At 44.8% G+C, this 26187-nt stretch carries 21 protein-coding genes; 12 read left to right on the top strand and 9 right to left on the bottom strand.

Going from position 1 to position 26187, the window contains the following annotated elements:
• Positions 1-125 precede the first annotated feature (125 nt).
• Complete coding sequence (locus O9X84_RS17325) at positions 126-1271, top strand: PQQ-dependent sugar dehydrogenase (protein ID WP_269520932.1); 1146 nt, start codon at positions 126-128, stop codon at positions 1269-1271.
• Between the two features lie 80 nt (positions 1272-1351).
• Here the strand turns inward: O9X84_RS17325 and O9X84_RS17320 are convergent, their stop codons facing one another.
• Positions 1352-3466 carry a S9 family peptidase gene (locus O9X84_RS17320; RefSeq protein WP_442864557.1) on the bottom strand — a complete coding sequence of 705 codons (2115 nt, stop codon included), beginning with the start codon at positions 3464-3466 and terminating at the stop codon, positions 1352-1354.
• A 182-nt stretch (positions 3467-3648) separates the two neighbouring features.
• On the bottom strand, positions 3649-3978 hold the full coding sequence (locus O9X84_RS17315) for a DUF962 domain-containing protein (protein ID WP_269520931.1): 330 nt from the start codon (positions 3976-3978) through the stop codon (positions 3649-3651).
• A 236-nt stretch (positions 3979-4214) separates the two neighbouring features.
• Between O9X84_RS17315 and trxA the strand changes: the two genes are divergently transcribed.
• The gene (gene trxA / locus O9X84_RS17310; RefSeq protein WP_269520930.1) at positions 4215-5084 is read left to right on the top strand and encodes a thioredoxin; all 870 of its coding nucleotides are present in this window, start codon (positions 4215-4217) and stop codon (positions 5082-5084) included.
• 76 nt (positions 5085-5160) lie between these two features.
• Here trxA and O9X84_RS17305 read toward each other — a convergent pair whose 3' ends face one another.
• Positions 5161-5589, bottom strand: a complete 429-nt coding sequence (locus tag O9X84_RS17305) for a hypothetical protein (RefSeq protein ID WP_269520929.1) — start codon at positions 5587-5589, stop codon at positions 5161-5163.
• A 243-nt stretch (positions 5590-5832) separates the two neighbouring features.
• On the opposite strand from O9X84_RS17305, the gene O9X84_RS17300 reads away from it, so the two are divergent.
• The 6 genes from O9X84_RS17300 to O9X84_RS17275 all read left to right on the top strand — a co-directional run bounded on the left by O9X84_RS17300 (position 5833) and on the right by O9X84_RS17275 (position 11656).
• The gene (locus tag O9X84_RS17300; RefSeq protein ID WP_269520928.1) at positions 5833-6996 is read left to right on the top strand and encodes an aminotransferase class V-fold PLP-dependent enzyme; all 1164 of its coding nucleotides are present in this window, start codon (positions 5833-5835) and stop codon (positions 6994-6996) included.
• A 92-nt stretch (positions 6997-7088) separates the two neighbouring features.
• On the top strand, positions 7089-7271 hold the full coding sequence (locus O9X84_RS17295) for a DUF2065 domain-containing protein (RefSeq protein ID WP_269520927.1): 183 nt from the start codon (positions 7089-7091) through the stop codon (positions 7269-7271).
• Positions 7272-7530: 259 nt separating this feature from the next.
• Positions 7531-8829: an adenylosuccinate synthase gene (locus O9X84_RS17290; protein WP_032095424.1), complete on the top strand. Its 1299-nt coding sequence runs from the start codon at positions 7531-7533 to the stop codon at positions 8827-8829.
• 329 nt (positions 8830-9158) lie between these two features.
• Positions 9159-10565, top strand: coding sequence for an aldehyde dehydrogenase family protein (locus tag O9X84_RS17285; protein WP_269520926.1), 1407 nt, complete (start codon positions 9159-9161; stop codon positions 10563-10565).
• Between the two features lie 11 nt (positions 10566-10576).
• Positions 10577-10993, top strand: a complete 417-nt coding sequence (locus tag O9X84_RS17280) for a VOC family protein (RefSeq protein WP_269520925.1) — start codon at positions 10577-10579, stop codon at positions 10991-10993.
• A gap of 192 nt (positions 10994-11185) precedes the next feature.
• A complete protein-coding gene (locus O9X84_RS17275) occupies positions 11186-11656 on the top strand; it encodes a LabA-like NYN domain-containing protein (RefSeq protein ID WP_269520924.1) in 471 nt (156 codons plus the stop codon).
• Between the two features lie 45 nt (positions 11657-11701).
• On the opposite strand, the gene ggt is transcribed toward O9X84_RS17275, so the two are convergent.
• Both ggt and O9X84_RS17265 read right to left on the bottom strand, forming a co-directional pair.
• Positions 11702-13438, bottom strand: a complete 1737-nt coding sequence (gene ggt / locus O9X84_RS17270) for a gamma-glutamyltransferase (RefSeq protein ID WP_442864556.1) — start codon at positions 13436-13438, stop codon at positions 11702-11704.
• Between the two features lie 31 nt (positions 13439-13469).
• On the bottom strand, positions 13470-14846 hold the full coding sequence (locus tag O9X84_RS17265) for a Na+/H+ antiporter NhaC family protein (RefSeq protein WP_269520923.1): 1377 nt from the start codon (positions 14844-14846) through the stop codon (positions 13470-13472).
• A 299-nt stretch (positions 14847-15145) separates the two neighbouring features.
• Here O9X84_RS17265 and O9X84_RS17260 point away from each other — a divergent pair, with 299 nt between their 5' ends.
• Complete coding sequence (locus tag O9X84_RS17260; protein ID WP_269520922.1) at positions 15146-17209, top strand: glycoside hydrolase family 3 N-terminal domain-containing protein; 2064 nt, start codon at positions 15146-15148, stop codon at positions 17207-17209.
• A 754-nt stretch (positions 17210-17963) separates the two neighbouring features.
• Here O9X84_RS17260 and O9X84_RS17255 read toward each other — a convergent pair.
• A complete protein-coding gene (locus tag O9X84_RS17255; RefSeq protein WP_269520921.1) occupies positions 17964-19361 on the bottom strand; it encodes an exo-beta-N-acetylmuramidase NamZ family protein in 1398 nt (465 codons plus the stop codon).
• 319 nt (positions 19362-19680) lie between these two features.
• Complete coding sequence (gene murQ / locus O9X84_RS17250; RefSeq protein WP_269520920.1) at positions 19681-20658, bottom strand: N-acetylmuramic acid 6-phosphate etherase; 978 nt, start codon at positions 20656-20658, stop codon at positions 19681-19683.
• Positions 20659-20913: 255 nt separating this feature from the next.
• On the opposite strand from murQ, the gene alr reads away from it, so the two are divergent.
• Positions 20914-21996, top strand: a complete 1083-nt coding sequence (gene alr, locus O9X84_RS17245) for an alanine racemase (RefSeq protein WP_269520919.1) — start codon at positions 20914-20916, stop codon at positions 21994-21996.
• A gap of 482 nt (positions 21997-22478) precedes the next feature.
• Here alr and O9X84_RS17240 read toward each other — a convergent pair whose 3' ends face one another.
• Together O9X84_RS17240 and O9X84_RS17235 are read right to left on the bottom strand one after the other, a co-directional pair.
• Positions 22479-23207 carry a YitT family protein gene (locus O9X84_RS17240; protein ID WP_269520918.1) on the bottom strand — a complete coding sequence of 243 codons (729 nt, stop codon included), beginning with the start codon at positions 23205-23207 and terminating at the stop codon, positions 22479-22481.
• Positions 23208-23446: 239 nt separating this feature from the next.
• The gene (locus O9X84_RS17235) at positions 23447-23758 is read right to left on the bottom strand and encodes a hypothetical protein (RefSeq protein WP_269520917.1); all 312 of its coding nucleotides are present in this window, start codon (positions 23756-23758) and stop codon (positions 23447-23449) included.
• A 412-nt stretch (positions 23759-24170) separates the two neighbouring features.
• Between O9X84_RS17235 and O9X84_RS17230 the strand changes: the two genes are divergently transcribed.
• Positions 24171-25304, top strand: a complete 1134-nt coding sequence (locus O9X84_RS17230) for a hypothetical protein (RefSeq protein WP_269520916.1) — start codon at positions 24171-24173, stop codon at positions 25302-25304.
• Between the two features lie 18 nt (positions 25305-25322).
• Entirely contained in the window at positions 25323-26120 is a 798-nt protein-coding gene (locus O9X84_RS17225) for a substrate-binding periplasmic protein (RefSeq protein WP_269520915.1), read from the top strand.
• Positions 26121-26187 lie beyond the last annotated feature (67 nt).

Raw genomic sequence — 26187 nt, 5'->3', positions numbered from 1 at the left:
ACAAGACGCAAAGCAAAGTGTGATAACGCTTAATTCAACAGAGCGGCAGTTAACAAGCGACATCAAAGCCTTCTACGCAAGAAAAAACAACACCTATCAGAGCAAGAGCAAACATTGAGGTACACATGAAAAAATTGACAATGGGTCTACTTGGCCTTTGTAGTATCAGTTTGGCAGTGAGCCAAGGCGTGATGGCAAATAGTCACAACGACTCAGACAAGGTCATTAGCACCAAAAATGACGGGATAAAAGTAACGACACTAGCACAGGGGCTTGAGCACCCGTGGGGAATGGCGTTTCTCCCTAGCGGAGAAATGCTAGTGACAGAGCGTGCTGGTGGTATCCGTAGGTTGTCACAAAGCGGCGAGTTATCAGACAGGCTAGCAAACGTGCCAGAGGTTGTTGCGAACAACCAAGGCGGAATGCTAGATATTACTATCGACCCTGATTTCAGCGAGAACAATACGGTGTATTTTTGCTACAGCAAACCCTCTGATGATGGCAAGCCTGGCAGCAGCAGTAGTGTGGCGAAGGCGATACTGGTAGATAATGCACTTAAAGATGTAGAGGTGATATTTAGCGCCTCGCCAGTGATCGATAATGGCTTTCACTTTGGCTGTCGTTTGGTATTTGATGTTGAAAAGTCACTGTATATCACTCTTGGCGATCGCTACAAATACATGAAAGAAGCACAAAATACGGCTAATCATTTCGGTACGATAGTGCGCATAAATCGCGATGGCAGTGTACCTGAAAATAACTCCTTCACTGACGGTGATGCGCCGGAAGTATTCAGTTTTGGCCATCGAAACGTTCAGGGCGTAACGGTTCACCCTGAAACTGGTGAAGTGTGGGCAATGGAGCATGGTCCAAAAGGCGGCGATGAAATAAACATAATCAAAAACGGCGCTAACTATGGCTGGCCAGAAATCACCTACGGCATTGATTACAGCGGCGAAGTTATCAGTGATAAAACGCACATGGACGGTATGGAGCAACCTTGGCTTTATTGGGACCCTTCTATTGCTCCTAGCGGACTCGTTTTTTATACCGGTGATATGTTTAAAGAATGGCAAGGCGACATTCTTGTGGGATCGTTGAAGTTTACTCATCTTCGCCGTATCGATGTGATAGATGGCAAACCTGCAGAGCAATATGAATACTTACGAGACAACGGCGCCCGAATCAGAGACGTTGAGGTTGATGAAGCCGGCGCTATCTACCTGTTAACGGATGCGCCAAATGGCAAAGTACTAAAGTTGACCAAATAGTGTCATTGTATATACCAATGCCAATGTCAAACCGAGCTAGCGAATTGCGCTAGCTCGGCTTTTTATTTGAAGCGCTTGACTTATTTATCTTCACCTTCGGATGTGGTTTTGTAGCGCTCGAACCACGCAAGAATATTCCCCACCTTTTGAATGAGGCGAGATGGTTTGCTTGCTATGCCGTGTGAAGCGCCGGGTATTCTCACCATGGCTGCATCAATATCTTGAAGCTTTAACGCCTGGTAGTACTGTTCAGACTCACTAATCGGCGTGCGGTAATCAGACTCACCGGTTAATAGCATGGTAGGTGTCGTTACGTTACCAACTAATGAAAGAGGGCTGCGCTTCCACAGTTTATCAGCAATATTCCACGGCATATCAGACATCCAATATTGACTGAAAAACGGATATGCATCAGCGGTTAAAGCAAAGCTCATCCAGTTGATCACGGGTTTAGCGACCACGGCCGCAGCAAAGCGGTCGGTCTTTCCTATTGACCACGCCGTGAGCACACCGCCCCCTGAGCCGCCTGTAATAAATAGATTATCGGTATCAACATACCCCTTGTCGATAACAGCGTCCACCACATCCATGAGGTCATTATAATCCTCAGATGGGTAGTTATGGTGAATAAGGTTGCCAAAATCTTCGCCATAAGAGCTGCTGCCTCTCGGATTCGACCAAGCCACCACATAACCTTGCGCCGCCATTAACTGTATTTCCATGGCGAAATGGGGGCCATAGGCAGCATGTGGACCACCGTGAATTTCTAAGATAAACGGGTATTTTTTGCTGCTGTCAAAGCCAGGTGGAAGCGCTACCCACGCATCAATATTTCGCTCGTCAACACTGGACGTTACCGATAAATCAATGACTTCTGCAAGCGCTTTATGACCCAGTGCATCGTCGTTAAGGTGAGTTAAGGCTTTATCTGCATTTCGGGTGCGATGCAAAGTAAGATCCCCCGGCATGTTTCGATTTGCGCTGGTATACACAATTGTGCCTTCATCGCTAAGGGCAAAGACGCCGGATGTATAGGGTCTCCCTAGTGATTGACCACCTATAGCAATGTCTAGTGATTTTACGTCGCCTTTGAGGTTGACTGCTGCAAGCTTATTGTCGCCCTGATCGAGATATGAAAAGACAAGGCCTCGACTATTCTTACGCCATTTAAAGTCGCCTACAGCACGGTCGAGAGATGAAGTGAGCCGCGTTATCTCACCGTTACTTAGCTGCATCACAAGTAGGTCGTTGTTTTGATAAGACAGTTTTCTATCGTTCACATGGGTAAACGCGAGGTACTTACCATCTGGGCTTAGGGTGGGGGAGCCCTCAGGGCCATCCATACTGGTCACTTGCTCGGTTTCGGATGAAGCGACGTTTACTCTATAAATGTCGCTAAAGTAAGGATGCAGAGCATAGTCTTCTCGATGAGGCGTAGCAAAGTATATCCAATTTCCATCCTGTGAAAATGAAAGCGAACCACCGTTGGGAAACTTGCCAGTGGTTAATTGTCTTGGCGTGCCGCCTTCAACGGGAAGAACATAGATTTGGTTATATCCTTCGCGTAAATAGCCCCGTCCGTCACCGCGGTATTGAGTGGTTTCAATATAGGTGGCTTGCTCTGCCCATTTTGCTCCCTCTGGCTTTGCTGGCATTCCAGTAAATATAGGGGCGTTTTTTTCTTCGGTAAATAGGCTGAAAGCCAGAGATTTACCATCAGGAGCCCACGTTAAGTTAGAGGGCGCTTCGTCGGTATTGGTAAGGCGTACAGATTGCTTCGAGTCAAGATAATACAGGTGCAGCTGCGTACGTCCATCAACGGCTTTTGTGTAAGCGATAACAGTACCGTCAGGTGACAGCGTCGCTTGAAAAATATTTTCGTCTTGAGCAACGAAAGGCCGGTGTTGACCTGATTTTATATCAACCTGCCACAGCCTGCTTTGCCTGCTGTCAGACATAATGTCTAAGCTCTGACGACTATAAATAACGGTATCGTCGTCGATGAATTGTGGACTTGAAACAAACTCTAAATTAAATGTGTCGTTGTAAGTGAGTACGTTGGGTGCGTTATCAGTCGAGCTGGCAACATCAACGCTATCAGCAGCAGATGCTGGCGTTAGGGCAGCGCATATAGCCGTCATTGCAGCACATAACGCGAAGTTACGTTTGCGATTTACCAAGCGGTAAGCAGGCATAGGATTTCCTTTTTATTTTTATGCAGAGAATGAGTACATAGCAATCATTTCTCTTACCATAGCCTGTTGCTGTAAATTGTGTAAAGCCTGTGCGGCAAACCTACCCTTTCGTGTGACAAACAGCGCACTGCCTTCGTAGTAGTGCGCGCGCAGAAACTAATTGTTGAGGCGAATTGCTTAGGCTAATTTCTAAGACTAATCCGGCCAACTAAAATATCTTTAAACATTACCCAATCGCCAACAAAGCTGTAGAGAGGATATTTAAACGTGGCCGGTTTATTCTTTTCAAAGAAAAAGTGACCCACCCAGGCAAACCCATATCCCACCAGAGGTATCAACCAAAGGTATACCAACACGTTAGTGAATATAGCCGTAGCGATAATACCCAGAACAAGCCATGAGCCAATAAAGTGCAGTGTGCGACAGGTGGCGTCACTGTGTTCTTCTAAGTAAAACGGATAAAACTCTGCAAAAGAGCTAAAGCGGGAATCAGACGATAGTTCATTACTCATAAATTTCTGCCCTATTTATTAGTGTGCACGCTAAAGCTAAATTAGTTTAAGTGCGCTCTCACGATTTACACCAATTTAACATGGAGCTTTGTCAAATAATGTCATAAATACGACAATCTCTTTTCTGCCGCGCTTCACGCAATTGTCCTTACATTGGATACGCGCTTGGTCTTGTATTTTGCTTGTAACTACCCCATATTCCTTTGCATATTAAGATTTAAATTAAGGCACCCGTTATGGAAAATATGATTGCTAATACTCAGGCAACCATTGTTGATATTACCGTAGAAAACTTTCAGCAAATTATTGTTGAAGCGTCGCAAGAAAAAGTGGTGCTTATCGATTTTTGGGCTCCCTGGTGCGAACCATGTAAAGACTTACAGCCAATTTTAGAGAAACTTGCCGGTGAATACAGCGAACATATGATACTGGCGAAAGTGGATTGCGAAGCACAGCAAGAGGTGGCTGCTCAGTTTGGTATACGCAATCTGCCCACCGTGATGGTAGTTCAAAATGGTCAACCTGTAGATGGTTTTGCCGGTGTGCAGGGTGAGCCGCAAATACGCGAAATGTTAGGTAAGTACCTACCTAACCCTGAAGACGAACTGCTTGCCACCGCGGGCAAAGCGATTCAGCAAGGCGATTATGCCGCAGCATTGCCGGCTGCTAAAGAAGCGTTGGCACTTAACGAAGGTAATGTGAATGCTAAGTACATGCTTGTCGACTGTTTTATAGAAACGGGTTCAATTGATGTGGCTAAGCAACTGTTGTCAGAAATTAAGCTGGTTGATCAAGACTCTCGTTACCAAACCTTAAATGGCAAGATAGAGCTAGCGGAGCAAGCGGCCGATACCCCAGAAATACGTCAACTGCTGTCGGTGGTCGAATCGAACCCAGATGATTTACAAGCAAAGGTAGATTTAGCTGTTCAACTACAGCAGGCCAACAAAGCGCAGGATGCACTTGCATTGTTATATGCGGTTTTAAAGAAAGATCTCAGCTTTGGCAATGCTAGAAAACTGATGATGGACATGATGAATGCACTGCCAGACGGCGATCCGCTTAAATCTGAATACCGCAGAAAGGTGTACAGCCTGCTTTACTAGATTACACAAGGCATGGCCTTAACCGTGATCGTTAAGGCTATGATTTTCAAAGCCAACTCTTTGAAATGCTGACCTTTCACGGTTTTGTTAGTATGGGTGAAAAACCCTCCTGATTAAGCCAGTTCAGCGCTGCAAAATACGTTTTAAAATACTGTCGTTCGTAGTGGGGAAACTCTAAATTTTTCTGCTTAGATGGATGGGTTCGCTCAAGGTGAGCTTTTTTAACCATACCACTATCTAGCACATAAGCGGAACGACATAACCCCATAGCAATGTTTGTCTTGATGGCTTCTGACAAACAAGTTTGGCAATCTGGCGTGGCCAACACCCAGCGCCTACCATCCATCAACGCTGCCCATGGTTCACCATTAAAGCCCTTAATCAACGAATGCATTTCTTCAACAAAGAGTTGAGTTGTTTTTAAATTCCACGCGCCCAAGGCAAACACTTCCAACACATTGCCTGAAATGTCCAAAGAATAATTACCGTAAGGAGGAAACTGCATTTCTTTTTACTACCGCCGTGCTTTTAAAGGTCTAACGTTAAATTGAATCATGTTTATGGTATATTTTTACATACTAAAATGCGCCTGTATATGGATATTTAGTGTGTTTTACGCGTTAAAGGTATTTTTAATTATACCTTGTGTTGCGCGTTTTACACTTTGAATTATTTTAGTTTGCCGTTTGCATGTCAGCGTTGCTAGGTTTTGCTAATGTAAATGGTATTAATACAAGAGTAGTTCATTATGTCTTTTCAGCATTTTTATTTACGATTCCTCAACGCAAACGAAGGTAAACAGCATTACGCGTGTCACAGTCATTATTTTTGGCCAGACTGCACTCGCGAGGCAATGCTTCAATACTGGGATGATAGCGCCCGATACGTTGATGCAAAATGGGGCTACTTTTTTGAAACACTCGTCCCCGAGTTACAAAGCAGGATAAGTCAGATTATCGGTACTAGCGCGCCAAATCAGTTGGTATTTGCCTCTAATACTCATGAACTACTCTATAGAATAATGAGCTGTTTAGACTACTCTCGCGAAGTGACAATTGTATCGACAGACAGTGAATTTCATAGCTTTCACCGGCAAGTCACTCGCATGAATGAACAAGACAATATCAACCTTGTCACCGTGCCAACCCAGCCATTCGATACTTTTAGCGAGCGCTTTAAAGCCGCCATATGCCAGCATCAGCCTGACATGGTTTTCTTCAGTCATGTATTTTTCAACTCAGGCTATGTAGTAGATGACATAGATAGCATCGTTGATAGTGTAACCAATGACGATACACTGATAGTGGTCGATGGTTACCATGGGTTTATGGCAAAGCCCACAAACCTTAAAAATATAGAAGATAGAGTTTTTTATTTATCGGGAAGCTATAAATACGCTCAAGCAGGAGAGGGAGCGTGTTTTGCTCATATTCCAACAGGCTGCACGTTACGCCCTGTCTACACCGGGTGGTTTGCTGAATTTGGCACGTTAGATAAGCCTCGCTCGGGCGAAGTTCAGTACAGTACCGACGGCATGCGCTTCGCCGGTGCTACTATGGACTTTACTGCATTATACCGATTACGCTCGGTACTAGAATTGTTTGAAGCACATCGACTCAATGTTGGTGACATTGACGAGTACGTGATGGATATGCAACGTTATTTTTTAACACAATTAGACGCCAGTGAGCATACCCGGTTAAACCGAAAGGCGTTAGTAGTTAAAGATGACAACGTACGGGGACATTTTCTGACCTTCGAATTCGACAGTGCTGTTGAAACCGAGCAATTAGCTAATGCACTAAAAGCGCAGAATATACTCACCGACTACCGTGGTAATCGACTGCGCTTTGGATTTGGCCTGTACCATACGCCAGACTATATAAATCTAACCGCCCTCAGTAAGGTATAACGCCATATTTAATAGCGCAGGTTTAGCTTAACCGTTACTCTCATACTTTACGCGAGGTTCGCAACCTAGGTTTGTTAAGAAAGGAGGGGCAAATGTCATGGTTTTTACCTGCACTGGCGATGGTGCTTATTATTGAGGGAATAGGGCCATTGCTATTTCCCAACAAATGGCGAAATTACTTGCTGCATATAAGTCAGCAGCCCAGTAATCAACTTCGTCAAATAGGTGGCGTACTGGTTATTTTTGGTACATTGCTCCTCCTGTTTTTTTCATAGATGAATTAATAGCCTAAGAAAGACGGTTTTAATTCTATTGACCGTTTGTTCAGTTTATTCTGCCCATAAAGAAAAAAGCTAACCACTAACCCTATATAAAATATAGGGTTAGTGGCGCCGCCGCCGAATTTCTATGTGGTACCGATAAAATAACTTCACGGTAGAGCAAGTTCTGTGGCGCATTTTTGTTCGAAAAATAGATGATCCTTTGCGTAGAATTTTGTAGAATCCCCGCCTAATTTTTTAACACATATGATTCATGGCAAAGAACGTTGTGGTACTCGGCACTCAATGGGGTGACGAGGGTAAAGGAAAGGTCGTAGACCTACTCACTGATCGCGCAAAATATGTTGTTCGCTACCAAGGCGGGCACAATGCAGGTCACACTCTAGTAATCGACGGTGAAAAAACCGTACTTCACTTGATCCCATCCGGCATCTTACGTGACAACGTTACCTGCATAATAGGTAATGGTGTTGTGTTAAGCCCAGACGCACTTATGAAAGAAGTCACTATGCTAGAAGAGCGTGGTGTTCCTGTGCGTGAGCGTTTGAAAATTAGTGAAGCTTGTCCTCTCATTCTGCCTTATCACGTAGCACTTGATGTTGCTCGGGAAAAAGCAAGAGGCGCTAAAGCCATCGGTACTACCGGTCGTGGTATTGGTCCAGCTTACGAAGATAAAGTGGCTCGCCGCGGTCTCCGCGTGGGTGATTTATTTAATGCTGAAGACTTTGCAGCCAAACTAAAAGAAGTGCTAGATGTGCACAACTTTACGTTGACTCAATATTACGGTGAAGAAGCTGTCGATTTTGACGAAACATTGAAAGGCGCGATGGAAGTTGCCGACATTCTTAAAGCAATGGTTATTGATGTTACCGACGAACTTGATAAAGCCGACAAAAACGGTTTGCCAATTATGTTCGAAGGCGCTCAAGGTACGCTGCTTGATATCGACCACGGTACCTATCCTTACGTCACCTCGTCGAACACTACCGTAGGCGGCGTGGCAACAGGTGCAGGTTTTGGTCCGTTGAAGCTTGATTACGTGCTAGGTATTGTAAAAGCCTACACGACCCGTGTTGGTTCTGGCCCATTCCCGACAGAGCTAGATTGTGAAGTCGGTCAGCATCTAGGTGTTAAAGGTCATGAGTTCGGTGCAACGACAGGTCGTAAGCGTCGTACAGGTTGGTTTGATGCTGTGGCCATGAAACGCGCAGTGCAAATCAACTCTATCACAGGCTTCTGTCTGACCAAGCTTGATGTACTTGACGGTTTGGAGTCGCTTCAAATTTGTGTAGGCTACAAAGACGCTGACGGTAATGTGAAAGACGTACCGCCTATGGCAGCTGATGGCTACGATAAGATAACACCGGTATACGAAGAAATGCCGGGTTGGTCTGACAACACCTATGGTGTGACAGAGTTTGAAGGCTTGCCACAAGCAGCGAAAAACTACATCAAACGCTTAGAAGCGTTAACAGGTGTGCCAATCGATATCGTATCAACAGGCCCAGACAGAAACGAGACTATCGTGCTACGTCATCCTTATGATGCCTAACGCAGCGCAATGTAATGTAAAGCAACGTTAGCTTTTGTATGCAGCCGCCGCTGTATACTTAAGCCGACACATCAAAAAAACCTAGCCTGTGCTAGGTTTTTTTATGCGCGAAAAAGAAGCTGTTTACCCGAGATTACCTATTTAACGGCCAACTTACAATGACGTACAGGATTAAGCGTGTACGCGGCGAACCTGCTACAAACACGAAAAAAGCACTGCGGAGAATGAAGATTAATAAACAATTTAGTTGCGTTGCAGCAGAACATACCTATTAATAGAGTATAGAACGTCGATCATTTTTGAGCTGACAACGCCAGCGGAGCCTTCATATGCCAACTAGACCTACTCTTCATGCTATCGAACCGGGTATTTGTTTTATCGACAATGTTAAAAAGCTAAACGCTAGTTATCGCACCGGAAAGACGCAGTCTATTGACTGGCGAAAGAATCAGTTGTTGGCGTTAAAGCGCATGCTTGAAGATAATCAAGGGGTATTGTTAGACGCCCTTAAAGCGGATTTAGGCAAATGTGAAACTGAGGCCATGGTTGCCGAGCAAGGTTTTTTATTGTCCGATATCGATCACACCCTTAAACATTTAGACAAATGGGTTAAGCCTCGCAAGGTGTCTACTCCCATGCTGGCGTGGCCAGGTAAAAGCTTTCAGCAGCCTGAGTCACTAGGTACTGTGCTTATCATTGGTGCCTGGAACTATCCATTACAACTATTGCTAGCGCCTTATATTGCCGCATTAGCGGCGGGTAACTGCGCCGTGTTAAAGCCCTCAGAGCTCTCAGCAGAAACATCAGCGCTGGTGGCAAAGCTTATCCCTCAATACATGGATGTGTCTTGTGTAGAGGTGATAGAAGGCGGTAAAGAAGAGGCAACTGCGTTACTTGCTTGTAAATGGGATCACATCTTCTACACCGGCGGTGAAGCCGTTGGTAAAATTGTGATGAGTGCAGCGGCCCGTTATCTTACTCCGGTTACCCTTGAACTTGGCGGAAAAAGCCCGTGCTTTGTCGATAAAAATACAAATTTGAAGGTTACCGCTAGGCGCATTGTCTGGGGTAAGTGGATGAACGCAGGGCAAACCTGTGTAGCCCCAGATTACATTATTGTAGAAAAGGGTTTTGAGCAGCCGCTCATTGATGCCATTAGAAAAGAGCTTAAAAAGCAATATGGTAAATCGGCACTCGCCTCGCCAGATTACGGGAACATTATCAACAAACGCCATTTAAGTCGTTTACGCAGTTATTTAGATAACGTGAATGTGGTTTATGGCGGTGAGTTTGATGAGGAGCGCCCAGCAATGGTGCCCACCTTAGTGCTCGAACCGGGTCTTGATAGCGCTATAATGCAAGAAGAGATCTTTGGGCCTATTTTACCCATAGTCACGGTACCGTCGTTAGATGATGGTATTGCACTAGTGAATGATGGTGCTAAACCTCTTGCCCTATATGCATTTAGCGACAGCGACGAGGTGCTCGACCGAATTATTAGTGCCACAAGCTCCGGTAGCGTTTGTACAAATGACACCATGTTATTTATGACCAACCCCGAACTTCCCTTCGGCGGTGTTGGTAATAGCGGTATGGGCAGTTATCATGGTCGTGCAGGGTTCGATACCTTTAGCCATTTGAAGACAGTAATGAAGCGATCATTTGCGCTAGATGCTCCCTTTAGATACGCGCCGTTTTCCAAATTTAAACTGTCGCTACTCAAGAAATTTTTATAATAGGACGTTCGATGACACAGCCTTTTCACTTAGCTATTCCAGTAACAAACTTAGACGATGCCAATCGATTTTATGGCGAACTGCTTGGCTGTGAGAAGGGGCGTAGCGATACCCAGTGGATAGATTGGAATTTCTTTGGTCATCAGCTAGTCACCCACTGCGTAAACGAAATGCCCTCGCCACCTTCCTATAATGGCGTAGACGATCACGCAGTGCCTGTGCCTCATTTTGGCGTGGTGCTAACAATGGGGGTATGGCAGGAACTAGCAGAAAAGGTAGAGGCGGCTAATATTGAGTTTATTGTTGCCCCTTACATCCGTTTCAAGGGAAAGCCTGGAGAGCAGGCCACTATGTTTTTCAAAGACCCTTTCGGCAACGCGCTAGAATTTAAAGCGTTTGCCGACATCAATCAGTTGTTTGCTTCGTAGCTTAAAGTTCAGGCTCGTGGCCTGACGCTCAAAGCGCTACACTCAGCGCTCTAGCAGCACACCTTCAGTGCAGCGACATTACCTAGGTAATGTCATTCTCATTTCGTTTTCTCATAGCTAGTCAAAATCAGGCTAGTCAAAATCAGGCCAGTCTAAACCAGACCTGTAAAAAACAAGCGAGTATAAATAATCGTGCAGAAAATTCTTATTTTAGTCGATGTGCAAAATGTCTATTACACCTGCCGTCAGGCGTACAAACGCAACTTTAACTACAACCGCTTTTGGCAGCGAATTAACGCTAATAGCGATATTGTCAATGCATTCGCCTATGCAATAGATAAGGGCGATAACAAACAGCGGGAATTTCAAAATATACTTCGCGCTATTGGCTTTGATGTAAAGCTAAAGCCTTTTATTCAACGTGCCGATGGCTCAGCAAAAGGTGATTGGGATGTTGGTATTACCGTTGATGCACTGCAATACGCAGACAATGCCGATGAGGTGGTGCTGGTATCTGGCGATGGCGACTTCGATATACTCGTGGAGGCATTGAAGGCCAAGGGCAAAAAAGTCTCTGTATATGGTGTGCCGACGCTAACGGCAGAAAGCCTGCAAAAAGCGGCATCGGAATATATACCCATCGATACCGCACTTTTACTCTAGCACTTCCACTATTTTATCGTGCTTGAAATACTAGGTCAGTACGCCCTAGTTAGGGGCTGAAACAATGCTCTTTCCTCTGCCGCTGGCCTCTGATGCTGCATCAATGCCCGCGTCAGTTCGCTTAATAAGGTGTACATCACCAAAGCGTCGGGTATCAATGATATATCCCATGCTTTCAAGGTTTTTCAACGTGTCAGTGTTGAAACCATCGTGCATTCTAATGGTGTCTTTCGGAAATAGTTGGTGATGAAAACGGGGCGCATTAACGGCATCTTCGGCGCTCATGTTGTACAGCAACACATTCAATAACGACTGCGCTACCGATGAAATGATGGTGGTTCCCCCTGGGGAACCCGTCACCAGCACCACGTCATTGCCTTTTTTCACCAAAGTTGGCGTCATCGAAGACAACATACGCTTGTAAGGTTCAATAGCATTAGCCTCACCGCCTACCGCGCCAAAAAAGTTGGGCACGCCTGGCTTGGCACTAAAGTCATCCATTTCGTCGTTAAGTAAGAAGCCCGCCCCGCTTACTACCACACCGCTACCAAAGGTCAGGTTAATGGTGGTGGTATTGGCAATAGCATTGCCCCATTTATCCATAATAGAAAAGTGGGTGGTATCTTCGCTTTCAGGAAGGCCAGGCTTAATTGAGATGGTTTCTGAAATGGTGTCTGGTTGAATATCCTTTGCCCGCGCCGCAATATAGTGTGGCTGAGTAAGGGCGTCAACGGGCACGCTTACAAAGTCTGGGTCGCCCAAGTATTCAGCTCTATCGGCAAATACTCGCTTACCAATTTCCGACATAATGTGAATGTATTCGCTGCTGTTGTGGGTTGGCAGTTCGTGTTGCGCCGTGTAGGCCTCAAGCATACCAATCCACTGCGCTACAGCGACACCGCCTGAGCTTGGCGGCGGGGCAGTCACTAACTCATATCCCTGCCAGCTCAATTGCAGTGGTTTTCTCCACACTGCTTTATAGGCCGCTAGGTCGTCGTGGGTAATTAAACCCTTATTCTGCTGCATAAAGTCCACAATAAGGTTAGCCACTTCGCCTGAGTAAAAGCCCTGTTTCCCTTTTAACTGAATGGTTTTTAACGTGGCCGCTAATTCAGGTTGTTTGAATACGGTATTGGCTTTGGCCTGTTGAAAATAGTCTGCAAAGTTACTGTTAATACCATTATCTTTAGTGCGGGCGATGTAGTTTGAAATATTATTGGCCAGCTTTTCATGCACAACAAAACCGTCTTCAGCTAATTGCACTGCAGGGGCGAGTAAGCGTTCCCAGCTTAGCGTGCCATACTTTTTATGGGCGGCCCACATTCCTGCAACCGTGCCCGGAATGCCGGAGGCTTTTGCACCAAAAAGCGATTCGTAAGGTTTTACGTCACCGTTATCGTCTAAATACATATCGCGGTGAGCCTGTTGAGGCGCCATTTCCCGATAGTCGAGAAAGTCGGTAGTGTCTTCAAACTTAATGGTCATAAAGCCACCGCCACCAATGTTGCCTGCCTCAGGCAAGGTGACTGCCAATACAAATTGTGCAGTAATCGCGGCGTCAATGGCGTTACCGCCTTCTTGTAATACTGCCATTGCAGCATCGGCACTGTAGCTATCTGGCATGGCAACAGCCTGCTGCGCCATTGGGCTTTTAACATTATCATTTTCATACTGACCAGCATCAGAAGAAGCCGTATAAGTGCAGCCTGCTCCTAGTGCTATGACGCCAAAAAGCATTGCCGCTCTTAGCATCCAGGCATTAAATATTATCCGTGCAGTCATGTATAGCTCCTTTGTAATGCAAAAATGGGGGTTACCCAATCATAATGACGCTAGCAATGAAGTATGCAATTAGCGTAAGTACACCGGCAAAAAGCGCATAGGGTATTTGTGTTTTAACATGGGTAAGTACATCGCACCCTGCTGCCAGAGAAGAAACCGCTGTGGTATCTGAAATAGGCGAGCAATGATCGCCAAAAATACCGCCTCCCAAAATAGCCGCAATAACCAGCGATGGGGGTAGCCCTAAACTTTGTATTAGCGGTACGCCAATGGGAATAAGTATCGCAAAAGTGCCCCACGAGGTGCCCGTGGTAAAAGACATCACGCCACCGGCAATAAATAGCATTGGCACAATAAACACAATAGGAAGGTATTCGCCCACTACGCCAGCAACAAACACCCCTGTTCCTAAGTCTTTTAAGCTATTACCAAGGGTAAGAGAAAGCAATACAATGGTCACCAAGGGCAGAAGCTCGCCCATGCCTTTAAAGCCAATTTCTACCGCTTCTTTGTGGGTGAATCGTTTGTGAAACAACAGCAAGAAATACGCAAGGGCAGTAGCGAGTGCTGTGGCGTAAAGTACAGATTTACTGCCGCTTCCTTGTGAAAGCGTGCCGTTACCAGTCCAGAACATAAAACCCACCATGCTAAATACCATTACCAGTAGAGGCGCTATCATAAAGCGCGCTTTGGTAGCCGGTTCAGAGTGCTGCGTTACGTCAGTGTGAGAAAGCGCGTTTTCTTCTTCTAGCATTGGGCCGTGTACTTTGTCGGCAGATATTGTGTAGGCGACAATAAGCAGGGTAAAAATGGCGTAGAAATTAAATACAACGCTGCCCCACAAAATAGAGGCAGAAGAGGCGGGCAGTTCGTAGGCGTCTAGCAGACTTAATATAAACGCGCCCCAACCGTTAAGAAGTATGAGTATACAAACTGGCGCACTGGTAGAGTCAATAATGTAGGCAAGGCGAGCGCGGCTCATTCCAAACCGATCGTATAAACCTCTTGCAAATATACCCGCAGTCAGCACGCTTAAATTCGATTCGATAAACACTGCAATACCGGTAAACATAGTCAGTCCGCCCACCTGTTTACGGGTTTTGGCAACGCCTTTGCCAACCAGAAAGTTAACGGTAGCGGTAACACCGCCAGAATCGCGAATAAAGGCTAGCAGTGCACCAACTAATACTGAAAATAATAATACCCTTGTATTCCCTGGGCTAGAGGCTGTGCCAACCACTCTTTCAATGGCATTTATCGGCGCAAGGTAAGTGCCGATTAAATCCGCATTGACCAATATCAGCGTTTCCGCACAAAGCACAGCAAGGGCCAGTGCCAGAATGACTTCTTTTTTCCAGAATACAACGGCAATAGCCACAATAGGGGGGATGACTGACATCCAATCCATACTACTTTCCAAATCTAAACGTATTGACCCAGCGCGAGGGTAGCGCTCATTAACGTGACTAACTCACAGAGAAACTGCGGGTTAAGCGGTGATCAGAACCGTTCGCGTTATGCTAGCTTCCTGATTTATAGTAGCGTACCGTATTGTGTGCGTTGTTACCAAGGATTAGATAAACATTGTCGTTCTTCATATTTAATAAAGTTGAAAGCCCCGTCATTAAATCATTTCGTTCACCTTCATTTGTGTTAACGCTGTTAAGTAAAAGTGTATTGTGCCTTGGTCTCTTTGCTTGTGGAGCTGTGTCCAGCCTCGCATCTGATCACTCAGCGAGTTTTGCAACTGCTCTTGAAGCTGGCATTACAACTAATGTTTCGCCTAGCAGCACCAATGTTGAAATCAGTGATGCTGAACTTAAAAAGGCCAAGCTCATGATAGGGCAAAAAATGATGTTAGATTTTCGCTACTTTTGCCAAGACGACACACCGTCTAAACAATGCAGAACGCCTGTTACGGTAATGCCACAACCTCTATTGAATTTACTCAGTAGTGAAAATATTGGTGGCGTAATACTCTTTAGTGAAAATATTCATAGCGCCAAGCAGCTTGTAACAATGAACTACGAGCTACAGGCCAACATGCGACAGGCGGGAAAAGAAGCCCTCTTTATTGCCATTGATCAAGAAGGTGGGCGGGTGGCTCGGTTACCTACCACTATATTACCTGCTTTTGCGGGTAACTTGGCTATTGGGGCGTCTGCGCATCAACATGGCAACGCGTTTGCTAGTAACATTGGTGAGCACATAGGCAGAACATTGCTGCCGCTGGGAATAAATACCAACTTCGCCCCTTCGGTTGATATTAATAGCGAACCTAACAACCCCGTGATTAATGTGCGCAGCTTTGGTGAAAGCCCTGAGCAGACAGCAGAACTTGGTGAAGCCTTTGTGTCGGCTATGCAAAAAGCAGGTGTACTAAGCGCGCTTAAACATTTTCCTGGTCATGGAGATACTCGCGTAGACAGTCATTCGGGACTGCCGCGAGTTGACCATTCGCTTAAACAAGCACAGTCTGGCGACTTACTTCCATTCGCTAATATTATTAATAGCGACACACCACCAGCCATGGTGATGAGTGCACATATTCAATATCCATCCCTTGATAATACCACTATCAAAAACAAGCAAGGTGAACTACAAATTGTGCCGGCCACCTTATCTAAGCGCATCTTGACCGGCATGTTGCGCAACCGTTTAGGCTTCGATGGACTCATTGTAACTGATGCATTGGATATGGCAGGCATATCACAGTTTTTTACAGAAGAAGAGGCGGTGATGATGGCCTTTGACGCGGGTGCAGACATTGCGCTTATGCCATATACCATTCGCAATCTACAAAACATAGAGGCGTTTAAAGTCATGCTAAATAGCCTTGCAATGCGAACGGTGAAAGATAAGCAAAAGATGGAACGGTTAACAGCATCACATCAAAGGGTGTTGCGCATGAAGTTACATCATCAGTTAGGGCGGTACGTGAGTAAACCTATGTCGTGGTGGCTTAATGAAACTGCGGCAAATACTGATGAGAGTTTATCGCGTGACACCAAAAATGCCACCACAGCAAATGTAACAGGGCTAACAACCAATACGCTTAACAATACAGAAATAAACCCGAAAACATTGAAAGGTAGCGGACAAAAGAATGAAACTACAAGTGTATTGTATTTAAAGGGAAAACAAATTGAGAAAGCGCTTTCTGAGTCGTCTGTTACTTTATTGTTTGGGAAAGATAAGCTTCCTGTAAGAGCAGAGAAGTGGATAGCGCTAATGCCTGATGCGGCCCGGTGTTTAGCCCTCGAAGACGCGATACTTTCTGTTAATGCTCATGCTCAATACGCCTGTTTATCGCTTATTCAGTTGCCGAACAAAAAATTAGTCGCACGATTAATTGAGCAATCTCATGCATTAATTGTTGGTGATATTACGCCGCTTCACGCCACTTATGAACTGGGCGGGTTAGATAAACCCTCACTACTCACAAAAAGAGCGAGCGAAGCTCAACTCAATGAGTTTGGCCTATATGCGATGAAGCTGGCTAGATCGCAAGATAAAACCGTAATTTTCAATGCAATGAGAATGCCTTACACCGCAAAAATAGCAATGGAATTTGCAGACATTGGCATTGCAACCTATGACTATGCAGTAACTGTTTCTCAAGAAAATGCGGTAAGGGAAAATGAGTCGAAAGGCGGTGGTGTTGATGAGCCTATCACAAAGGTATCTGGTCAAAGCCTTAAAACATTGATGAAAGTATTGAGCGGAAAAATTGATGCAGAAGGCAAATCTCCAGTCAGCTGGAAACAGTAGCAATACTGTTTTATATCCGTGCCCATTATTAATGTTAGCGCTAACAGAAGGGCTGAAAACTGGGCAGGCAAGAAGGAAAAAGTAAGGCAAAAATTAGAGCGAAAAATAGAGTAAAAACTAGGGCGCAAAATAGGGTGAACAGTAAGCTGGAAAGTGGGCAAGAATTAGAGCAAAAGTTAGGGTAAATACAATGGCAAAAACAGAAGCAAAAATGAGTTTAACGCTTACCTCAACTTGTGAATAAATAGGCCTATAAATTACTCAGTAAATACGAAAGTAAAAAGGTTAGACAAGCATGCCGAAATCACTGCAAAAGTCAGCAGTCTGTAAGTACTCGCTAACAACGTTTTTAGACATCTAACGCGTTATCTTAAGGTAAATTTTATAAAGTTTTTCCCAAGAAATAAGTCAAAATTTACGCTGTATATTGCTATGTTCTTTACAGCATAACACTGTTGATTCAGTTCTACTGAATGACTAATGCGAGTGACGTTTTCTTTCAAACAACATCTTAAATTATGTTCAATCAAGCCCTTTAGCTAACACAAGATGCGTATTAATTTAAATTTATATGTGAGCGCTTACTAATCTCAATGTATTTTTATAGTAAGGCTTTTAAAAAGATACATGAACAACTGATGCCGCAAAGTATAAAAATACGCTAAAGCTGTCACAAACCAGTTTCTTTTAATTAATGCGAGGATAGCATTAATTTCAACTTCCAAGACTTTTAGTTAGTAAGCAGTTGCTAACTTTATTTTGAGTCATGTAGGGTGTGCTCAGAGTACAGTAAATAGGGTTCACGTTGCGCCTTGAAATTGACAAGGCCTGCCTGCCATGTCGCATGAATTTCATCTGCGTTTTTACCTGCTAGAATGCTTTCTCTTAACGAAGAACTACCCGCCAATTTATCGAAAAAGTGCGGGCGAGTGAAAAAGGGTTCGCCAGTGGGTTTAACCATATTAAATGTGTCTAACAGAGTTTGAATATGCAGCCCGCTAATTGAGCTTAATTTTGTGTTTTTAAGTGCTGCTTTTTCGGCGTATTTATCGTCTGTTTTTAGCTCTTTTGAACTCGGTTTTGGGGAGGCGCTTTTCTCCGCCTTTAACGTTGATATTTGCTTCTCAGTTTTAGTGTTTTTCAAGTGTGAAAACTCAGTATCATAAGAGTCGAGAACATTAGGCTCAGGAGCAAGAATTTTAGCAAACAATGTGCGATCTTTGTGCTTCGGGTTAGACGCTCCTCGGTTGGCATTTACCTCAATACGGCTGCTGCCTAACTTCGCAATTGGGTGACCAATAAGTTGAAACGGCAGGTCAGTCCCACGTCCAATGCTCACCGATGTACCCTCAAAAAAGCACAGAGTAGGGTACAGCCGAATCGCACTATCATTTGGAAGGTTTGGGCTGGGCGCTGTGGGAAGCGAATAGGAAGTGGTTCGGGTGTAATTTGCCACGGGGACAATCGTTAGCTTTGCGCGTTTATCAGTGCCTAACCAACCCTCTCCCACTATCATGTTGGCAAGTTCACCTAGCGTCATTCCATGAAGTACGGGAATAGGATGCATACCAATAAATGAGGTGAAAGGCGGTGTAAGAATTGGCCCATCGACATAGGCGATATTCGGATTGGGTCTATCAAGCACAATTACATCAATGCCTTGCTCAAATGCGGCCTCAATAACGTAATGTAGAGTACTGAGGTAGGTATAGAAGCGCACCCCCACATCCTGTATGTCGAAAACCACGGTGTCGATATTTTCTAACATCGCTGCAGTGGGCTTTTTGGTTGTGCCATATAAGGAGTGAATGGGTAAGCCCGTTTGAATGTCGGTGTTGCTGTCTACTTTCTCTCCTGCGTCCTTGTCTCCTCTAAAACCATGCTCGGGAGACATAATACTTACCACATTGATATTGCGATTTAGCAACGCATCTAGTAAATGCTGGGTACCTGATGAAGATGAACTGACCCCATGAGAGTCCGCCGAATTAGGGGTAGCATCAAGGCTATTGAGTGGTTCTGGATAAGACACTAAGGCGCTTTGGTTTACAACTAACGCAACGCGCTTATCTGTTAATAAGGGTACATAGGCATCAAACTGTTCAGCGCCAACTTTTAACGCCTCTGCCGAAGCGTTAAAGGAAATCCCCATTCCTAAACATAATCCTAAACAAGACCCCAAGCATAGGCTTGTGTACTTGAGGCCGTTGTGAAAAACCGAAATAACAAACCGTAAGAAGTCTTTTGGCGTGATAATTTCTCTCATTGTGGCTCCCTTTTTGCCATTGCTAGCTTTTACTAATAGCTTTAATTAATGGCTTTTATTAATAGCGGCGTATCTCTTTCATTCTAACAATATCGTGCATGTTAGGTAGCCAGGTCGGATATGCCATCTGAACAGCCCATTGAGAATAGCCAATGCTCAATGCGCTACTCTCTATTCTCAATGCGCTAGACCACAACCACTGCGTTTATATGGTCTTGTTATCCGGCTGCGAAGTTAATTCGCTTGAAGGATTGGCTTTGACAGCATTTCTTAGGTACCCGTTGTGATCGCTAAGGCCTTGCGCCGCTTGTTCAGCAGTGGTGTTAGTCAGTACCATGAGAATGGCTACTTTAGCTTTATTGCCGCAGGCATCGAGGGCCTGCACGGCTGTAGCTTCATCGCATTCGGTGGCTTGCATTACAATACGACACGCTCGAGCTTTCAATTTTTCATTCGTTGCGTTTACATCCACCATCAGGTTTTCATAGGTTTTACCCAACTTGACCATAGTGGCGGTGCTTATCATATTAAGGATCATTTTTTGTGCGGTGCCCGACTTCATTCGTGTACTGCCTGTTAATACCTCAGGCCCAACCACGGGGCATATTGCAATGGCGGCAGGCTCAAAAATGGCGGCGTCAGGACTGCAGGCAATCGCGGCGGTTGTGCAACCAAGCTCGCTGGCATAAGTTAATGCACCGCTTACGTAAGGTGTACGGCCACTTGCCGAAATGCCAACTACGGTATCTTCTGGAGTAAGCGATATGGCAACCAAGTCGTCTTTGCCTGCTGCTTTGTTGTCTTCAGCGCCTTCAACTGCGTGAACTATGGCGTCGTCACCGCCTGCAATAATTCCCACTACCAGCGAATCGGGCACGCTAAACGTCGGTCTACATTCAACCGCGTCCAAAATACCCAATCTACCGCTAGTACCCGCGCCAATGTAAATGAGTCTGCCGCCTGCCTTAATGCTTCGCGTTGCTGCATCCACAGTTTGTGCAATGGCGGGTATTTGCGTGGCTACGCTCGTCGCTACTTTGGCATCTTCAGCATTTATTCTTGAAAGCACATCAACAGTTGAAAGGGTATCTATATCGAGGGTGTCTGGGTTTCTACCCTCAGATACAATACGCGCTAAATCGTAGATAAGGGAATGAGAAGAAGATGACTGTGGCAACGGCATGGGAAAATACTCTAGTAAAAAATCAGAAACACAGGGCTTAGAATAACGACATTTATCCAAAGGTAAAACGTTTGTTCAACGGTACCTAAGAACGCCCGCTTTTTATATGCATAAATGCAAAAGCAATAGGCTGTAAACCACGGGTAAAGACAAACGCGGTATTGTTTAACTCATGATATAATCGACTTCGTTAAATATCGTCAGAAAGTGATTATATTGTGATTAGCAACCTTTTTGAGCAGTGAGAGTTAATCTGTGAGCCGTCAAACTCAAGCCATCATCCACGCAGACGCCGTACTTCGAAATTTCAAAACATTGTCGTCTATGGCAAAACACAGCCAGTCTATGGCAGTGATTAAAGCCGATGCCTATGGCCATGGTGCTATTAATGTTGCACGCATTCTGCAGCACGTGTCGCCGCGCTTTGCAGTTGCTATTATTGAAGAGGCGGTGGCATTAAGAGAGGCTGGCATCACTGTGCCAATAGTCGTGCTTGAAGGTGCACATCAAGCCAAAGAGTGCGCGATGGCAGCGCAATATGACTGTATTCTGGTGATGCATTCCTATGAACAGCTGCAGTGGATGCAAAAATGTGAAGCGTCTAATCGCCCTCATATCTGGTTAAAAGTCGATAGCGGCATGCACCGGTTAGGATTTTCTGTCAATGACATTGAAGAGGTGGTGGCTCAAAACCACAGTTTACTTACACAAGAAACCAATCTGGTTACGCATTTTGCCAGCGCCGACGACCCAGATAACGACTTCACCGCTATCCAAATGGCTAGGTTTGAAAACAAAGTGGCGTCGTTATCGCTACCAGTTAGCCTAGCAAACTCGCCAGCAAGCGTGAACTGGCCACAATCTCAAGGGCATTGGAATCGGTTAGGGCTCGGTGTTTATGGTGGAAAGGTGTCTACTCAATCTTTCATTAGCTCGAAGGTGCCGTTATTCCCTGCAATGACCTTGCGCTCTAGTGTAATTGCCCTTCGAGATATCGATGAAGGTGAAGGGGTAGGTTACGGGCAGACATGGCGTGCCCATAAACCAAGTAAAATTGCCACAGTGGGAATAGGTTATGCCGACGGCTACCCACGACACTGCCCTAATGGCACGCCCGTGATGATAAGAGGGCAGCGCGCCTCGCTTGTAGGTCGGGTATCCATGGATATGATAACCATTGACGTAACTCACATTAATAATGTTACCACGGGCGATACGGTAGAGTTGTGGGGTGAAAATATTTCTATCAGCGAAGTGGCCGATTGTGCGGGCACAATCGATTATGAGCTGATGACGCGTGTATCTAGTCGCGTTCCGCGCATTGTGAGGTACGCTTAATCTGTTGAGTATGCCGGTGTATCCGTTTTTTTAGGCACTTGCTGCTCGATTTTTTATAAGCTCTTTTCTTCACAGAAACAGTATTATACAGCGAATAGCTAAAATATTATTAATAACTATTCAACGAAAGAATGAGGCGCTTTAGCCTACCTTGTGCCTATAATGTGCCGGGCAATGAACGTGTGAAATGAATGTTTCATTATCAGCATCGTTGCCAATACTCATAAGTGAGGTTTGTATGCGTACTTCGTTTTCAAGACCGAGAGTGAACCGTGGTGCGGTAAGTCGTCCACCAACGCCTGCTAAAAAAGAAGCAGTAGCTAAAGTTGACGCCAACGTACCTAAGCGGTAAAGATACAAATAAGTGATTCAAAAAAGCCCGATTGATGTGAGTCAATCGGGCTTTTCTTTTACGCGCGATAGGTGCAAACCAGCTAAAAATAGGCAGACCAAAAGAGCCCTGTCAAACTCTTACGTTCACACTAGCTGTTTTGAGGGTGCAATCCGTTGTCTAAATGCTCATTATTACTATGAGAAATATTTTGTTCAGCCGAGCGCGCGGTGTTGTCAGCATCAGCGCTACTCACACTTTTACTGATGTTCTTGTTTTTTGATACCGGCGCGTAACGCTCGGGGCGATGATTAAGCGAAATCACCATGTTTAGGCAAAGCGCAGCAAGAATAGAGATCAGAACAAGGTGCCACTCTATAAACTGTAGGGCGCATAGCAGTATGACGCTATCTACGGTTAACTGGAAAAAGCCAGCACGGATATTAAAGCGCTGTTGTAAAAAGAACGCCATAATGCCGATACCCCCTAAGCTAGAGCTATGGCGAAACATCATTAGCATACCCACACCAATGAGGATGCCGCCAAATATCGCAGCAAAAAATGGGTTTACATGGCTTATATCAACAAAGGCTGGAATTTGCTCAGTAAGCACCGATACCGTGGTAACAGAAATAAAGGTATTTATAGTGAATCGCTTACTTATTTGCGTCCACGCTAAAGCATAAAAGGGAATATTGATGAGAAAGAAAAGTACGCCAAAATCTATATCCACTGAGTAGGTACCTAATAATGCTAAACCTGCAGCACCGCCTACCATTAAGTCTTGAGATTGGAATAAGAACACGCCAAACGCAACAAATAAACCCGCGCTAACTAAAGCGAATACGTCTTCGATGACACTGTGATTTGGTTTTTGCATGATTGATAGCTTGCGTTGAGAATACACAATGTAATTGTACGTTTACAGCAAGTGGGAATATAGAGGGGAGGGGGTAACTTTACATCGTCAAATCAGCGAATGGTATGCCTGCCTTTACGACTCTTATCTCATGCGTAAACAGTGTGTTGCGGCGATGTAAACGTTGCACCAATTTGTGACAACTTTTCAATGCTAGGCATAAGATGGCCGTAGTAAATCGCACATTAATTGGTTGGTGCCTACTCGAGTGTGGCACTCCAAACGATGTCTTGTTTATTAAAACTAATGTTGCACTGCATAATGCCAAAATGAAGCGGACTGGACACTTCTATTTTGCTGCCGTTAGCGACAAATTCCGTACGCCACGTTAAAAGTTCAGCGGTGTTCAACTGACGCTCTACATTGGCTTTTGATATGCCAGGGTAGAAATTGTCGCATAAAATAATGACTTCTCTTCGCGCTTCAATCCAGTAAAAAGTTATCGCAATAAGTGCAGCAATAGCAGCAATTGCAGCAATATCTGCAAGGATTGAGCGTTTCATAGCGTGCATTGTTTTACCTCTTTCATTGCGCGGTGGCAGACTGCATCGAGAAGCTTCAGACACTAAAAATTGATAAAAGTGCGTTTGAAGTTTGATAAAAAAGAAACGGCTTCAGTTCAGCGTTATAAACATAACACGACGGAATGTAAGATATAAAGATGGCAAGAGTGGGCGCTTTGCGCCTATGACTTTGACGTACAGCAATAAGTTTTAGTATGCAGTATCAATTGTTTTCACAGCGTAGGGTTTAAGTGTAAAAAGGTACATGAGCAACGCTATATTTTTGTAAGGTTTGAGAAGGGCTGATACCATGGCTGAAAATCTCTCGGCGTAGAATTATTTTTTGAAAGCTAGGTAATCAAAAACACCTTTCGTAAGCCTTCTTCTCTCTTGTTTCGCCAATTTACTTGTAGGAACTGCAATGAAAAAACTCCCCATAATGCTATCGATAATCGGCGGTGTTAGCATTGCCTGCTCTATCGGCATTTGCACATCAGCGATAGCTGACGAATTACCTTTTACTCTTTCTGGTCATGCACGTGTTAACTACGGGCATCAAGACTGGCTTATCCCTGATTTTAGAGACGGCTTTGAATTTGAATCCTTTAAACTGGGTGTGGCTGGTAAATCGGATCAATTTAGTTATAAAGCGGAGTACCGTTGGTATGAAAATGTCGACTTCAATACGGTTCGTTTTGCCGATCTAACCTATCACTTTAACGATCGTACAGAGATTACCGGTGGTATTACGCAAACGCCTTTTGGCTTACAGCCCTTCGCCAGTAACAGTTTCTGGTTTTCAGTCAATTACTACCTAGGGTTTGAAGACGACTACGATGCTGGCGTTAAAATAAATCATACGCGAGGCAACTGGGATTTTCAGGCGGCCTACTTCATGAACGATGAATATAACGACGCTGCGAAGTTTAGCCGCTATTCCTTCGATGTTGCTGACGATGGTGAGTTTAGAAACTCAGAAGATGGACAGTATAACTTGCGTGCAAATTACACTGGCCGTTTTATTAGAGGCGCTACCACTGAGATTGGTGCGTCTTATCAGTATGGTAATATTCTCAACTTAGATACCTCTAGCAGTGGCGATATGAATGCCTATGCCCTGCACATGCGTCATACTCAAAATGACGTTAAGGTAGAACTTCAGTATATCAATTACGAATACAACTTAGCTGCGCCTGAAGGTCAGGCTGACGATCGTTTAGCGCTATCTTCGTTTACCTTTCCTTTTTTGGCTGCGGCAGACGGACAAACCTACTCGGCCAACCTCATCTACTCGGTGCCATACGACTTTGACAATATATCGTCAATGACATGCTACTCAGAGTTCAGTCTTGCTAAAGGTGATGATGCCTCAGGTAAAAACTCATCTCAGTGGGTGAATGGCTGTAGCGTGGGATGGGATAAATTATTCATGTATGTGGATAGCATTCGAGGCAAAAATATGTGGTTTTCCGGTGGCCCAGGAATTGGCTTAGACATCGGCGGCCTGCAAGACACCACGCACAGACTCAATATTAACCTTGGAATTTATTTCTAAGCGCTTAGGGGAATTATTATGAGAACAGTATTTACCATTATATTTTTACTCGCTTTTATACCGTCGGCGAGTCACGGTCATGCGTGGTTGAAGTTAAAAATAGCAACCACCGAGTATGCGCCTTATACCTCAACAGATATGCAGCACGGCGGCTATATTAACCACATCATTACCGACGCGCTGTTAGAAACTGGGGTGCAGGTTGAGTATGTATCAATGCCATGGGATGAAGCGTTAGAAGCTACCTTGGCCGGTGAGTATGATGCGCTATCTTACGGCAATTTTGTTCGCTCCAGAGAAAATGAGTTTTTTCACAGCAAGCCAATTAGCGCTGAAAGTTTAGTCTTTTATGTGAATAGTGAAAAAGAAATACGCACCTGGTCTGAGCTAAGCGATATCGCCGATTTGAAAATGGGCATCACAGAAGGGTATCTCTACAACGACGAAATTGCTGCTTTTATTGAAGGCAATGAAAACGTGGTAAGGCGAGGTAGCGATCAGGAAAACTTAGAAGCTCTTGTTAATGGCGATATTGATATTTTTCCCATTGATGAGCTAACCGGCTGGTACTTGTTAGAGCGTGAGTTCACTGACGCTGAGCGAGATAGCGTGGCCCTTATTTCTCCTAATATTTCTACCGTAACTACCCATCTTATTGTGCCAAAGGGTAGGCAAAACAGTCAGCTAGTGCTGTCGCTGTTTAATAAAGGCATTGATGAGCTAACGCTGGAAGGTAAGTTAACAAGGTTCAAGCGCCTGTTAAAAGAGGGCTACTACCAGCACCCTCAGAAAAAAGTGCACTACGATAGACGATAGCCCAATACAAATAACGCGCTACACGTAAACAGATAGTGCGTTATGAGTAGCTCTGCGTATAATCACA

The organism is Alteromonas sp. BMJM2, from assembly GCF_027257845.1.
Taxonomy (GTDB): Bacteria; Pseudomonadota; Gammaproteobacteria; order Enterobacterales; family Alteromonadaceae; genus Alteromonas.
This window is presented reverse-complemented; position numbering and strand designations above follow the sequence as displayed.